Origin of the sequence: Tardiphaga sp., from assembly GCF_028290785.1 — a bacterium.
Lineage (GTDB): Bacteria > Pseudomonadota > Alphaproteobacteria > Rhizobiales > Xanthobacteraceae > Tardiphaga.
This window is the reverse complement of record NZ_JAQGJD010000366.1, coordinates 1-12,677: the sequence shown is the minus strand read 5'-3', so window position 1 is coordinate 12,677 and position 12,677 is coordinate 1. Positions and strand designations below refer to the sequence as shown.

General features: G+C 63.3%; 13 protein-coding genes, 1 tRNA gene and 1 pseudogene. 9 read left to right on the top strand and 6 right to left on the bottom strand.

The window, feature by feature from the left end; all coding sequences use genetic code 11:
- The coding region (gene cysE / locus JWR89_RS23385) for a serine O-acetyltransferase (RefSeq protein ID WP_299720545.1) at positions 1–821 on the bottom strand (821 nt) is incomplete at its 3' end.
- A gap of 237 nt (positions 822–1,058) precedes the next feature.
- Positions 1,059–1,844, bottom strand: a complete 786-nt coding sequence (locus JWR89_RS23380; protein WP_299720543.1) for an alpha/beta hydrolase — start codon at positions 1,842–1,844, stop codon at positions 1,059–1,061.
- A gap of 411 nt (positions 1,845–2,255) precedes the next feature.
- Here JWR89_RS23380 and JWR89_RS23375 point away from each other — a divergent pair, with 411 nt between their 5' ends.
- Genes JWR89_RS23375 through JWR89_RS23365 form a run of 3 tightly spaced genes read left to right on the top strand, consistent with a single transcriptional unit; the run spans position 2,256 to position 3,901 of the window.
- A complete protein-coding gene (locus tag JWR89_RS23375) occupies positions 2,256–2,966 on the top strand; it encodes an HNH endonuclease (protein WP_366143009.1) in 711 nt (236 codons plus the stop codon).
- 30 nt (positions 2,967–2,996) lie between these two features.
- Positions 2,997–3,629, top strand: a complete 633-nt coding sequence (locus JWR89_RS23370) for a hypothetical protein (RefSeq protein WP_299720548.1) — start codon at positions 2,997–2,999, stop codon at positions 3,627–3,629.
- Positions 3,524–3,901, top strand: coding sequence for a nucleotide-binding protein (locus JWR89_RS23365; RefSeq protein WP_299720547.1), 378 nt, complete (start codon positions 3,524–3,526; stop codon positions 3,899–3,901). The genes JWR89_RS23370 and JWR89_RS23365 overlap by 106 nt, the downstream gene beginning before the upstream one ends.
- Positions 3,902–4,062: 161 nt before the next feature.
- Here the strand turns inward: JWR89_RS23365 and JWR89_RS23360 are convergent, their stop codons facing one another.
- Positions 4,063–5,214 carry a hypothetical protein gene (locus JWR89_RS23360; protein WP_299720539.1) on the bottom strand — a complete coding sequence of 384 codons (1,152 nt, stop codon included), beginning with the start codon at positions 5,212–5,214 and terminating at the stop codon, positions 4,063–4,065.
- Between the two features lie 233 nt (positions 5,215–5,447).
- On the opposite strand from JWR89_RS23360, the gene JWR89_RS23355 reads away from it, so the two are divergent.
- Positions 5,448–5,693 carry a zinc-finger domain-containing protein gene (locus JWR89_RS23355; RefSeq protein WP_299720537.1) on the top strand — a complete coding sequence of 82 codons (246 nt, stop codon included), beginning with the start codon at positions 5,448–5,450 and terminating at the stop codon, positions 5,691–5,693.
- Positions 5,694–5,703: 10 nt separating this feature from the next.
- A complete protein-coding gene (locus JWR89_RS23350; protein ID WP_299720535.1) occupies positions 5,704–6,912 on the top strand; it encodes an FAD-dependent monooxygenase in 1,209 nt (402 codons plus the stop codon).
- Between the two features lie 28 nt (positions 6,913–6,940).
- Here the strand turns inward: JWR89_RS23350 and JWR89_RS23345 are convergent, their stop codons facing one another.
- Positions 6,941–7,366 carry a twin-arginine translocation pathway signal gene (locus JWR89_RS23345; RefSeq protein ID WP_299720534.1) on the bottom strand — a complete coding sequence of 142 codons (426 nt, stop codon included), beginning with the start codon at positions 7,364–7,366 and terminating at the stop codon, positions 6,941–6,943.
- 202 nt (positions 7,367–7,568) lie between these two features.
- On the opposite strand from JWR89_RS23345, the gene JWR89_RS23340 reads away from it, so the two are divergent.
- A tRNA-Leu gene (locus JWR89_RS23340) sits at positions 7,569–7,655 on the top strand.
- A gap of 39 nt (positions 7,656–7,694) precedes the next feature.
- Here JWR89_RS23340 and JWR89_RS23335 read toward each other — a convergent pair.
- A complete protein-coding gene (locus JWR89_RS23335; protein WP_299720532.1) occupies positions 7,695–7,925 on the bottom strand; it encodes a hypothetical protein in 231 nt (76 codons plus the stop codon).
- 182 nt (positions 7,926–8,107) lie between these two features.
- Complete coding sequence (locus JWR89_RS23330; RefSeq protein ID WP_299720530.1) at positions 8,108–9,733, bottom strand: ABC transporter substrate-binding protein; 1,626 nt, start codon at positions 9,731–9,733, stop codon at positions 8,108–8,110.
- Between the two features lie 295 nt (positions 9,734–10,028).
- Between JWR89_RS23330 and JWR89_RS23325 the strand changes: the two genes are divergently transcribed.
- The 3 genes and pseudogenes from JWR89_RS23325 to JWR89_RS23315 form a co-directional block, all read left to right on the top strand.
- On the top strand, positions 10,029–11,162 hold the full coding sequence (locus JWR89_RS23325; RefSeq protein WP_299720529.1) for a M20/M25/M40 family metallo-hydrolase: 1,134 nt from the start codon (positions 10,029–10,031) through the stop codon (positions 11,160–11,162).
- 200 nt (positions 11,163–11,362) lie between these two features.
- Entirely contained in the window at positions 11,363–12,304 is a 942-nt protein-coding gene (locus tag JWR89_RS23320; RefSeq protein WP_299720528.1) for an ABC transporter permease, read from the top strand.
- Between the two features lie 24 nt (positions 12,305–12,328).
- A pseudogene (locus JWR89_RS23315) lies at positions 12,329–12,677 on the top strand (ABC transporter permease); the annotation flags it as partial.

The window sequence follows — 12,677 nt, the reverse complement described above, 5'->3', positions numbered from 1 at the left end:
CCGGTCGCGTTCAGCATCTGGTTCATGGTGCGCGACGGCTCGGCACAGCCGGCCTCGCCGACGATCTTGGCGGGCACGCCGGCCACGGTGACGTTGTGCGGCACCGGCTTCACGACCACCGAACCCGCGGCGATGCGCGCGCAATGGCCGACCTCGATATTCCCGAGAATTTTCGCGCCGGCGCCGATCAGGACGCCCCTGCGAATCTTCGGATGACGGTCCTCGTTCTCCTTGCCGGTGCCGCCGAGCGTGACGCCATGCAGGATCGACACGTCGTCTTCAATCACGGCGGTCTCGCCGACCACGAAGCCGGTGGCGTGATCGAGGAAGATGCCGCGGCCGATCTTCGCGGCCGGATTGATGTCGGTCTGGAACACCGCGGAGGCCCGGCTCTGCAGGTACCATGCAAAGTCCTTGCGGCCCTTGTTGAGCAGCCAGTGCGCCAGGCGATGGCTCTGGATGGCGTGGAAGCCCTTGAAGTACAATAGCGGATCGATGAAGCGCGTGGTGGCGGGATCGCGGTCGAACACTGCGACCAGATCGGCGCGGAAGGCGTTGCCGAGGTCGGGTTCGTCGCGCAGCGCCTCCTCAAACGTCTGGCGGATCAGATCGCCCGACAGCGCGGAATGATCGAGCCGCTCGGCGACGCGATGCACGACCGATTCTTCGAGGCGCGCGTGGTTGAGCACGGTGGAATAGACGAACGATGCCAGCTCGGGCTCGCGCAGCACGATGTCCTCGGCTTCCGCGCGAATCCGGTCCCAGATCGGATCGAGCGTCGCGACTTTTGCGTTCTGCGGATTGATGTTCTGCACGGCCATGCTGGACTCGCAAATTCTGCTGTTCGGTCGTGCACTATAGCACAAAGCCGGGTTCTGTCGCGGATCGCGCCGCGCCATGATGAACGCTGCCCTACCCCGTGAATGTCTGCCAACCCATTGATTCGGCAGATATTCCGGGGCGGAGCAACAAACTGCCTCGGCGCGAGGCGTGCATCCAAAATGGGCGGCCGTTTGGTCAAAACAAGGTGTAGCCGCGCACCTTCATGGCCGACGGCGTCACGGCCGGCGCGACAGGAAGTCCAGCACGCCTTCCTTGTAGACGCGGTCGCCAACCGCGCGCATGTGATCGCGGTTGGGAATGTCGAGCACTTCGGAGCCCGCGATCACCTGCTGCAATTCCTGCGCGGAGCCGGCGATTTCGTCGGTGGTGCCGACCGCGATCAGCACGGGCACCTGGATACGCGCGGCTTCGTCATGGGTCATCAGGCGCCGCGAGCCGCGCAGGCAGGCGGCGAGCGCGCGGCGATCGGAGCGGGTCTGGTCGGCGAAGGCGCGAAAGGTGCGGCCGACGGGATCGGTGACGTCGTCGAGCGAATCCGCCTCGAGCGCGGTGGCGACATTCTCGCCGGGGCCGCCGCCCTTGATCAGGCCGATGCCGAGGCCGCCGATGATCGCGCTGCGGATCAGCGCCGGATGGCTTTCCGCGATATAGGCGGTGATGCGCGCGCCCATCGAATAGCCCATCATGTCGGTGCGAGAGATACCGAGATGCGCCAGCAGCGCGCGCACGTCGCCCGCCATGGTGCCTATATGATACTCTTCGGAATCGTACAGCTTGCTGGACTCGCCGTGGCCGCGGTTGTCGAGCGCGATGACGCGGCGGTTGTTCTTCCTCAGCTCCGAGACCCAGGTCGGGTACACCCAGTTGACGTTCTTGCTGGAGGCAAAGCCATGGACGAGCACGATCGGATCGCCCTCGCCTTCGTCGAGATAGGCGATCGTGACCTCCTTACCTAACCCATTGATATCATTGGAGCCGCCACGAGTAAAAGTCGAGAACATATGCAGAAAATCCACCCTTAGGAGTACCGTAGGAGTACCATCAATGAAGCCATCTCAATCGCGTTAGTTCTTCGGCCCCCTCCATGCAACCATTGGAACAACAGTTGGGCGGCTAGATGGTGGGAGCAATCTTCTATCGTCGAGTGATCATTTTTATCGGAATTCAAACCCTCCGCCCCTTTTGATGCATGACCGAGAGTAGTCCCTTAGATGCCTGCTTATTGGCTGACGTACAAACCTCTAAGTTCCACTTCCCCGAAGGGATGGCCAGCGGAGGAGTTAAGCAAGCTAGTACAGCGCTTCGAGGCGGGGCCGGCAAATACGACGGCGCTATGGCGGATCGCCTCTCACCGGTCAGCGCGGGTCGGTGACCGAGTATATCTATATAAGCAAGGTTCCGATCCGAAGGGCGTGTTCGGTGTCGGCGAAATAATCGAAGCACCACGCCTCCAAGCGGACCCAACCGACACAGATAGCAAACCAAGGCATCGCGCCAAGATCCGCTTCGAGCAGTTGGTCGATCCTGTACGACAATTCCTGATCGGCGACGAGATCATCAGCAAGATGGTTCCGGAAAAGATTATCTTCACCCAATCCAGCGGAATTAGCGTGCCGGAGAGCCTGACTGCAGAGCTGGAAAAGCACCTTGCTCCGCTATTTTCAGGACTGCCTCGCATCACCAGCGAAGAAGGGGACGATCCCGCCTTTGACCCAGATAGCGTCACGGACGAACGAGAACGTGCCATCCGCGCGATCCGATTGCGGAGAGGCCAGCCCGCTTTCAGAGCGACACTCTTAGAAGCCTATGGGCGACGCTGCGCAATTACGGGATGTTCGGTCGTGGACGTGCTTGAAGCAGCGCATATCACGCCGCATATGGGACCTCTCACAAACCACGTGTCGAATGGTCTAATACTTCGGGCCGATCTTCACACCCTTTTTGACTGCGGACTGCTATCCATAGACCCGACGACACGAACCGTGGTGATCGCGGAGACACTCAAAGCATCGTCCTATATCAAGCTGAGCGGCAAACCCCTCCGATGGCCAAAAGATGCGGAAAATTCTCCAAGCAAACGGAATTTGGAAAAGCGCTTCGCTCTGTTCACGGCGATGCAATGATCATCTTATGTAAGAAATGTTGAGGAATGCATGGCACCGCGTCGTCCTAAATCACCTATAGAGTCTCCGACCTTAACGGTTGATCAGATGCGTCGTCGCATCGATCGGTTTAAAAATTGCATTCAAGAACTCGACGCTTTTGATCCTCAGAAGGTGCAGAAGAGATATCGAATACCGGAAGTGATGGCGCTTGAAGCTGCAATCGATGGCGCGCTATCGGCAGCCTTCGGACATGATACGCCTACTTACCATCGATTTAGCCGCGCTGCCTCATTGGACAATGGGCCTCACATGAGCCGTGGTGGAGATTGGGGTGACCCGCAGAACTACGACGAAATCGACGCGCGCGAGGCGCGTCAGTATCTGGCAGAAGGAAAAGTGCAGTCGATTTCTATGCTTCGACAAGCCATTCGAGCTCTCGAGGACGATATTGCTGACAAGGTCCCAGATACTTCTCAGACTCCCCAGCAACCCGCTTCTACTCCTGGCGACAAAGTTTTTCTCGTCCATGGGAGGGATGATGCCGTAAGAACGAAGTTGCGTTGTTCCTTCGCGCGATTGGACTCGATCCAATCATTCTGCATCTACGGCCCAATGGCGGCCGGCACCTGCTCACAAAATTCAGGGAGGAGTCAGAAGGCGCGAGTTTCGCTGTGGTTCTGATGACTCCGGATGACGAGGGCGGCATAGCCGGCGCCGGAGCAAATAAGCTTAGAGCCCGCCAGAACGTCGTATTTGAACTCGGTTTCTTCATCGGGAAACTCGGACCGGCCAACGTAGCAGCCCTTTTGAAGGCTGACGTAGAAAAGCCATCCGACTTTGACGGCATCGCCTATATTTCGTTCGACGCCGCGGGGCAGTGGAAAACGCTTCTCGCCCGTGAGCTTCATCATGCCAAGATCCCGTTCGATCCTGCCAAGGCGTTCATGGCATAGATGCGATCTCCTCCGACACAAATGCTGCTTTGGGGGGTTGGTGGCCGTTGCCCTGGATCGTTACCGCTGTATTGTGGCAAGTTCCGGCAAAAAGATGAAGCCCTCCACGCCGCGGGGTGAAGTTTCAGGATGATGCTGGATCGGAGCTTAAGATTATCAATTCAGCCGCGCAGCGATGCCGCCGCCAGTGTGGGGCGCAAGGCCATTTCATGGCGGGCGCGCAGTTCGCGGCGCAGCCGCCGCGCCTTGGAATGCTGCAGCCATGACGAGGTCGCACGCTCCGTGGTCGCCTTGATGGAGCACAGCAAGCCGAACAGCATCAGCACCGCCCAGAACACCCATAGGGTCATGTTGAACGCGCCCGCGACCAGCAGGATGGCGCCGCGGCCGAACATCTTCAGGATCGCGCGGGTCTGGCCGCCCTTGGTTTCCGCCAGCTTGGCGATGCGCGCGACATCCTTCGGCCCCTGCGCGATGCGCAGCGTGTCCATCGCGCCGCGCACGCCGGCCTTTTCGCCGACCCGGCCGGCATCCTGCGCCAGTTTCACCAGCCCGCCGGCCTTGTCGCCGCGAAACGCCGCCTTGACCGCATCGATGGTCTGGCCCGGGCGCAGGATCGAGGCATCGGTCATCGCGGCCCGCAGCAGCGGCGTATCGACCACGTTGCGCGCCGAGCGCCCGGCCCATGCGGTCAGCCCCTCGCCGAGCCGGCCGAGCTTGCGGGCATCTTTCACCAGCGTCAGTCCGGCACGCACCGGGGCGGCGCCGCCGACGGTGGCGTAGGTGGCCGCGGTCACCGCGAGGCCGGCGGCGGCGAGGCCCAGAATCAGGTGGTCGGTATCCTCGCCCATGGCGAGGTGCTTGCCTTCGCGGACCACGTCGCGGATGTCGCCGAACACAAACAGATCGCCGGCCACAGTGCCCGACATGCTGCCGATATCGTCGGCATTGCCGGTGACGAATCCGGTGGCGAATTTGCCGGCGAAATAGGAGGCAGAGTTTTCCTCGGCGACGGCGTCCTTGACGCGCGCGGTGATGTCGTCGGGAAGCGCGACCTTGTTGGCGGCGGCGACCTCCACAAAACTTTGCGCCAGATCGGCGTCCTTCGCCGCCAGCGCATCCTCGATGTGGCGGGCGAGCACGGCCGGATCGCGTTTCAGCTCCGCACGGAGCTGGGCATCGGCCAGTGCCACCGGATCGTCCTGCGCGCCGAGCACCGCGCCGGCGTCGTGCGCCCTCGGCCACAGCAACAGGCCAATGGTGGCGCAGACCGCAATTCCCGTCAGTGCCGTGTCGATCCGGAGCAGCCCCATCGCGCGCAAAACCCTATCTTTGCACCTTTATGACAGGTGGTGCGCCGTTTTCCGGACACAACTGCCCCGACGAAAGAAGGGCTTCTCGAACCTAACGGGATTGTGTCGAATTTGCTCCATCAGCGCAGCGTTCGCAGCCTTGGAATCACCGCCACCCCCTACTATGGTGCGTCGCACTGAACGGCGCGACACCCGGTTTTCGTCCGCAGCCGTTGCGAGCAAAGGTAAAGAAGATGTCCGATCACGTCGTTCCGCACTTCCACAATGATGCCGGCGTTCCGATCATCGAGATCGGCTCGCAGGAATTCATGTGCGTGGGCGCCAACCCGCCGTTCGATCATCCGCACGTCTTCCTCGACCTCGGCAACGACAACGAGATCATCTGCCCGTATTGCTCGACGCTGTACCGTTTCGCCCCCGACCTCGGCGCCGGCGAATCGCGCCCGCCGGAATGCGTGGTGAAAGACAAGGTCGCCTGATTCTCCGCCGATGGCGACGTCGCGCACCATCGTTATCGCTGGTGCCGGCATTGGCGGATTGACGGCGGCGCTGGCGCTCGCCGCCAAGGGTTTTCGCATCGTCATCCTCGAGAAGGCCGAACGGCTGGAAGAAGCCGGCGCCGGGCTGCAGCTGTCGCCCAATGCCAGCCGCGTCCTGATCGGCCTCGGCCTGCAGACGCGCCTCGCCCCGCATGTGACGATCCCCGACGCCGTCAGCATCATGAGTGCGCGTAGTGGCGACGAAGTCATCCGGCTGCCGCTCGGCACCAATGGCGCGTTGCGCGACAGCGCGCCGTACTGGCTGATCCACCGCGCCGACCTGCAGGCCGCGCTGCTGGCGCAGGTCCGGCAAACCCCGGCGATCGAACTGCGGCTCGGCTGTGGGTTCGAGGATTTTGCCGTGCACGCCGCCGGCGTGACGGTCGGCCAACGCCACGGTGTGGCGCGCGAGCAAGAACCGGCGCTGGCGCTGATCGGCGCCGACGGCGTCTGGTCGGCGGTGCGGCAGCAAATGTTTCCCGACGCCCAACCGACCTTCGCCGGGCTGATTGCCTGGCGCGGCACGGTCGATGCGCGGCAACTGCCGAAAGAACTGACGCCCTCCCGGGTGCAGTTATGGATGGGTCCGAAGGCGCATCTGGTGGCCTATCCGATGTCGGCCGGCCAGCAGATCAACCTGGTGGCGATCATGCCGGGCGCCTGGAACCGGCCGGGCTGGAGCGCACCCGGCGACGCCGCCGAACTCAGAGATCATTTTGCCGCGGCGCGCTGGCCGGGCCCTGCCCGGTCGATGATCGGCGCGGTCGGTGACTGGCGGCGCTGGGCGCTGTCCACGATGTCCGACGGCGGCGTCTGGCACGACGCCGCCCAGGGCCCGGTAGCCCTGCTCGGCGACGCCGCCCACGCGATGCTGCCGTTTGCCGCGCAAGGCGCGGGCATGGCGATCGAGGACGCCGCGGTGCTGGCGCAAGGCCTGGCCGGGTCGATCGACGACCCCGCCACCATCGGGGCCGGGCTGGCGCGCTACGCGGCGATGCGCCGGGCGCGGGTCGGCCGGGTACAGCGCACCGCGCGGCAGTCCGGCCAGATCTATCATTTGCGCGGACCGATGGCGCTGGCGCGCGACCTCGCCATGACGGCACTGGGCCCTGCCCGGCTGCAGGCGCGGCAGGACTGGATCTACGACTGGAAACTGTGAGAACGCGACACGGCCCGCATCGGCGGGCTCAATGGGCGGCGTTGCCCGATCGATGCGACGCGGCCTTGGGCGCGGTGGCCGCCGGCGCCACGATCGGCGGCGCGGTTTCCACGCATTTGCTGCGCTGCCAGTTGGCTTCCGCCAGCTTCGCCGACGCCCGCGCCGAGATGTAATCGTTGCGGTAGGCGACTTCGCCCACCACCGAACCGGCGGTGCCGGTCTGCGCCTTGTCGATCAGCCCCTGCAACTCCGCGGTGCGCGCCGCCTGCGCCTTGCGCTCGCCTTCGAGCTGCTTGCAGTCATACAGGTCGTATTTCGCGGGATCGACGAAGGCGCCGGAGGCAAAGCTGTCACCGACCCCGGCACAGCCGCCAAGGCCAGCACCCAGCGCCAGCAGCGACGCCAGCGCGGCGGCGCGCGTCAATGAGCGGAGATGGAAACGGTGATCGATCATGCGATGTGGTAACCCGACAACATTGAGGTTGCGTAAAGCAATACGGGGTGACGGGATTGAGGCGGCGACGGTTTTGCGGCCGACCGACCGGCGCAGACGCTCTTTGCCTTGGAGCTGCTTGTCGATTATGCAGAGACGGGCTCGCACTGTCGATCAGCGTTCTCCTCACCGGAAGACGCCAGTCGCCGGTCAGACCACCTATGCGGACGTGCCGGAACTGGTAGACGGAAGGGACTTAAAATCCCTCGATGGCAACGTCGTGCGGGTTCGATTCCCGCCGTCCGCACCAGGCCACCATGCTCAACAGCGAGCCACGCGACGACCTTGATTATCCGACCCGCTCGATCCTGCCCTTGAACAGCGCCAGCGGCACCACCTTGGCGCGCAGTGCCTGGGCCTGCATCTGGCAGACGCACAGCGGTTCGCCTTTCAGCTTGGTACAGCGGCAGGGATAGCCATAGGCGAACTCCACCAGCGCCTCGACATCGTTGGCTTCGATCGCCTGCTCGACGCGGTCGGTGTAGCTGCCCGACTGATATTTGGTGTCGCTGATCGCCATGGAGGTGCACTCGCGTGGGCTGAGAATAAGCGGCGCCCTGGCGGATGACGCCACGACGATTGAAACGCTTCTATACCCCAACGCGGCGCGTCAGCAAAAGCTCCCCGCACGCGACAACGCCGGCCTGATCGCTCAGGCCGGCGCCGACATTGATGAAACCCGAGCCGCCGTGGCGGCGCCGGTTAGTCCTTCTTGTCGATGTTCCAGAACACCGGGGTCGCAGCACCCGGCAACACGCCGGTCAGCGACGTCCGCCAGACGCTGGGGAGCCGGTATTCGCCGAGCGGCAGGTATGCGACCTGTTCGAGGGCACGGGCCTGGACTTCCGCGGCGATCGCCTTCTGCTCTTCGGGCGTCGCAGCACGGGCGTACTTGTCGCGCAGTTCTTCGATCTTGGCGTCCTCGAACCAGCCGAACCAGCCGCCGGTCTTGCCGCGGCCCGAGATGGAGACGTTGGAGACCGGGTTGAGAATGTCCGCACCGACCCAGTTGGTGAAGAACATGTTCCAGCCGCCCTCCTTGATGGGCTTCTGGCTGGCGCGGCGTGTCACCACGGTCTGCCAGTCGGTGGCCTGCACTTCGACCTTGAAGCCGGCGTCGCGCAGCAGCTGCGCCGCCACGATCGGCTGCGCCTTCAGCGTCGACACGTCGGTCGGCGCCATGATCACGACGGGAGTGCCGTCATAACCGGATTCGGCCAGCGCCTTCTTGGCTTCCGCCATGCCGTTGCCCTTGATCAGGGTTTCGGCGCCGACGTCGGTGGCATTCGGCGTGTCGCAGGCGAACATCGCGCCGCAGACCTTGTAATATTCGGGATTGCCGATCAGCGCGTCGAGCACCGGCTTCTGGTTCATCGCCAGGAAGGCGGCACGGCGGACCTTGACGTTGTCGAAGGGAGGAAACAGGAAGTTCATGCGGCCGAGGGTCTGGTAGCCGAGCGTATTGAGGACCTCGATCTTGAGCTCCTTGTCCTTGGCCAGCACCGGCAACAGATCGTAAGGACCGTTCTCCATGAAATCGATATCGCCGGACTGCAGCGCGTTCACCGCGGTCTGCGCATCGGGCATGGTGATCCATTCGACGCGATCGACCTTGACGACCTTGCCGCCGGCGGCCCAGCTCGCGGGCTCGGAACGCGGCACGTAATCCTTGTTCTTCTCGTAGACGGCTTTCACGCCGGGCTGGAATTCAGCCTGCACGAACTTGAACGGGCCGGAGCCGATCTGCTCGGCGATCGCCTTGCCGGCGGGCGTTTCGGCGAGACGCTTCGGCATCATGAACGGCACCAGCGACGACGGCTTGGCGATCGAGTCGAGCACCAGGCCGTAGGGCTCCTTCAGCGTCAGCACGATGGTCTTGGCGTCGGGCGCCTCGATGCTCTTGGTGAAGTCCATGAGCTTCTGGCCCATGCCGTCGTTCTTACCCCAGCGCTTCAGCGAGGCGACGCAATCCTCGGCGGTCACAGCCGGGCCGTCATGCCACTTCAGGCCATCGCGCAGCGTGAAGGTGTAGACCATCTTGTCGTCGGAAACCTTGACGCTCGCCATCTGCGGCTGGACCTTGAAGTCCGCATCCATCGCCAGCAACGTATCGTAAACCATGTAGCCGTGGTCGCGCACGATATAGGCGGTGGTAATGCCGGGATCGAGCACGCGCAGATCGGAATGCATCACCGCAGTGATGGTCTTGCCAGCAGCCAGCGCCGGAAGCGAAAACGCCGGCAGCGCCAGTGCAGCCGCAACGATCACGCCGGACAGCGTCAACTTAGAGAACGCGGCGGAGTGTCGCCAACGTGAGATGGTGGACATAAGATCTCTCCTGACTTGAAACTGACCATCGGTCGATGATTCATTATGCAGCGCGATAGAATTTTAGGCGTCACCACGCGCTGCCGCTTATTCTTTTAGACATCAAAGACTTGCATCAAGCGTGGAGCGCGTCAATGCGCGTTTTCAGATCGTGCGACGCGAGCGCTTGATGATGCACAGCGTGATTTGCAAACCCAATTCTCATGCTGCTAAGTCACCCCCGACGCCGAACGACGTGCCCACGACACGTAGCTTTCTGTTCGGCGAGCGAATGCGATCGACAAGGAACAAGCCGATGAATCCCGCCAACCTTCCGTTTGATACCGAAGAGATGCTGCAGGGCCTGCGCACGTGGGTCGAGTGCGAGAGCCCGACCTGGGATGCGAACGCGGTTAACGGAATGCTCGATCTCGCCGCGCGCGACATGGCGATCATGGGTGCGACCATTGAACGCGTGGCCGGACGAATGGGATTCGGCGGCTGCATTCGCGCGCGCTTCCCGCATCCGAAATTCGGCGAGCCCGGCATCCTGATCGCGGGTCACATGGATACCGTGCATCCGGTCGGCACCATCGAGAAGCTGGCGTGGCGCCGCGACGGCGCCAAGTGCTACGGCCCGGCGATCTGCGACATGAAGGGCGGCAATTATCTTTCATTGGAAGCGATCCGCCAGCTCGCCCGCGCCTCCTTCACCACACCGCTGCCGATCACCGTGCTGTTCACGCCCGACGAGGAAGTCGGCACGCCCTCGACGCGCGACATCATCGAGGCGGAGGCCGCGCGCAACAAATACGTGCTGGTGCCCGAGCCCGCCGGCCGCGGCGGCAAGGGCGTCGTCACCGGCCGTTACGCCATCGCGCGTTTCAATCTCGAGGCGATCGGCAAGCCGAGCCACTCCGGCGCGACGCTGTCGAACGGCCGCTCCGCGATCCGCGAAATGGCGCGCCAGATCATCGCCATCGATGCGATGACCGGCCCCGATTGTACCTTCAGCGTCGGCATTGTGCATGGCGGACAATGGGTCAACTGCGTGGCCTCATCCTGCACCGGCGAAGCGCTCAGCATGGCCAAGCGCCAGGCCGATCTCGACGCCGGCGTCGAACGCATGATGGCGTTGAACGGTACCGCCAACGAAGTCACCTTCAAGGTGACGCGCGGCGTGACGCGTCCGGTATGGGAGCCCGATGCCGGCACCATGGCCCTGTATGAAAAGGCGCGGATGATCGCCAAGGGGCTCGGCGTCGATCTGCAGCATGAAAGCTCGGGCGGCGGCTCCGACGGTAATTTTACCGGTGCGATGGGCATCCCGACGCTCGACGGCCTTGGCGTCCGCGGCGCCGACATGCATACGCTGGGCGAATTCATCGAGGTCGACAGCCTGGTCGAACGCGGCCGCCTGATGGCCGGTTTGCTGGCGACGCTGGATTGATGCAAGGTTTGCGCACCGGCAATACCGGCGCGCGAAGGGCAGCGGTGGAACCGTAGCGGTGGCACAGGATTTGCTGACCCCGAACAGACGTAAGTTGCGACAGTAGGAACCATGATCAACATCTGCAACGAGCCGGCCTCGTTCCCGACCACGCGCTGCTCGACGTCGATGACGTCGGCCAGCGCCCGATAGGAACGGCCATGCTCGGATATCTCATTCGACGAGTTCTCGCCGCCATTCCCGTGATGGGCGTGGTCGCGCTGTTCGTGTTTCTGTTGCTGCGGCTGACGCCCGGCGATCCCGCGGCGATCCTCGCCGGCGACAATGCGACGGCGGAGCAGCTCGACCGCATTCGCACCCAGCTCGGCCTCAACGAACCGCTCTACACGCAGTTCATTTCGTGGATCGGCCGGCTGCTGCACGGCGATCTCGGCACTTCACTCATTTCAAATGTGCCGGTGCTGCAGATGATCAGCCAGCGCGTCGAGCCGTCGCTCAGCGTGGCGCTCAGCGTCATGCTGGTTTCGATTCTCGTGGCGGTGCCGCTCGGCGTCATCGCGGCGTGGAAGCACGGCACCTGGATCGACCGTTTTGTTATGGCACTATCGGTCATTGGATTCTCGGTGCCGGTGTTTGTGATCGGGTATGTGTTGATCCAGATATTCGCGATCGAACTGCGCTGGGTTCCGGTGCAGGGCTTCCGCAGCATCTTCAAGGGCTTTGGTCCGTTCTTCGAACGCATCATTCTGCCGACCATCGCGCTGTCCTTCATCTATGTCGCGCTGATCGCGCGCATGACCCGCGCCGCGATGCTCGACGTGCTCGGCGAGGACTATGTCCGCACCGCGCGCGCCAAGGGCATCAACGAGTCAGGCGTGCTGCTGCGCCATGCGCTGCGCAATGCCGCGGTGCCCGTCATCACCGTGATCGGCACCGGCTTCGCGCTGCTGATCTCCGGCGTCGTGGTCACCGAGAGCGTGTTCAACCTGCCCGGCGTCGGGCGACTGACGGTGGATGCGGTGCTGGCGCGGGACTTTCCCGTGATCCAGGCCATGATCCTGCTGACCTCAGGCATTTACGTGCTGGTCAATCTGCTCATCGATCTTGCTTATTCGCTGCTCGATCCCAGAATTCGTTACTGAGAATTCGTTACTAGGACTCCGTAGATGGCGATCGAAACCCTTCCCAATGCGGCCCTGCCGACGCGCAGCGGCCCCTCCTTCGGCTTCCTCACGGCGACGCCGATCATCGCGGTGGCGACGGTCTGTCTGACGCTGGTGATCCTGTCGGCGATCTTTGCGCCGTGGCTGACGTCGCACGATCCGCAATTGCTGGCGCCGGCGCTGCGACTGAAGCCTTCCAGCTCGGAGTTCCTGCTCGGCACCGACGCCTACGGCCGCGACGTGCTGGCGCGCATTCTCTATGGCGGTCGCATCTCGCTGCTGATCGGCCTCGGCGCCGCCGGCATCAGCATCGCCATCGGCCTGCTGATCGGTCTGGTCGCCGGCTTCTTCA

Coding starts and splice junctions, on each gene's coding strand:
- JWR89_RS23380 (WP_299720543.1), bottom strand. CDS start 1,844: ATGTTCTCGACTTTTACTCGTGGCGGCTCCAATGATATCAATGGGTTA.
- JWR89_RS23370 (WP_299720548.1), top strand. CDS start 2,997: ATGGCACCGCGTCGTCCTAAATCACCTATAGAGTCTCCGACCTTAACG.
- JWR89_RS23360 (WP_299720539.1), bottom strand. CDS start 5,214: ATGGGGCTGCTCCGGATCGACACGGCACTGACGGGAATTGCGGTCTGC.
- JWR89_RS23355 (WP_299720537.1), top strand. CDS start 5,448: ATGTCCGATCACGTCGTTCCGCACTTCCACAATGATGCCGGCGTTCCG.
- JWR89_RS23350 (WP_299720535.1), top strand. CDS start 5,704: ATGGCGACGTCGCGCACCATCGTTATCGCTGGTGCCGGCATTGGCGGA.
- JWR89_RS23345 (WP_299720534.1), bottom strand. CDS start 7,366: ATGATCGATCACCGTTTCCATCTCCGCTCATTGACGCGCGCCGCCGCG.
- JWR89_RS23335 (WP_299720532.1), bottom strand. CDS start 7,925: ATGGCGATCAGCGACACCAAATATCAGTCGGGCAGCTACACCGACCGC.
- JWR89_RS23330 (WP_299720530.1), bottom strand. CDS start 9,733: ATGTCCACCATCTCACGTTGGCGACACTCCGCCGCGTTCTCTAAGTTG.
- JWR89_RS23325 (WP_299720529.1), top strand. CDS start 10,029: ATGAATCCCGCCAACCTTCCGTTTGATACCGAAGAGATGCTGCAGGGC.
- JWR89_RS23320 (WP_299720528.1), top strand. CDS start 11,363: ATGCTCGGATATCTCATTCGACGAGTTCTCGCCGCCATTCCCGTGATG.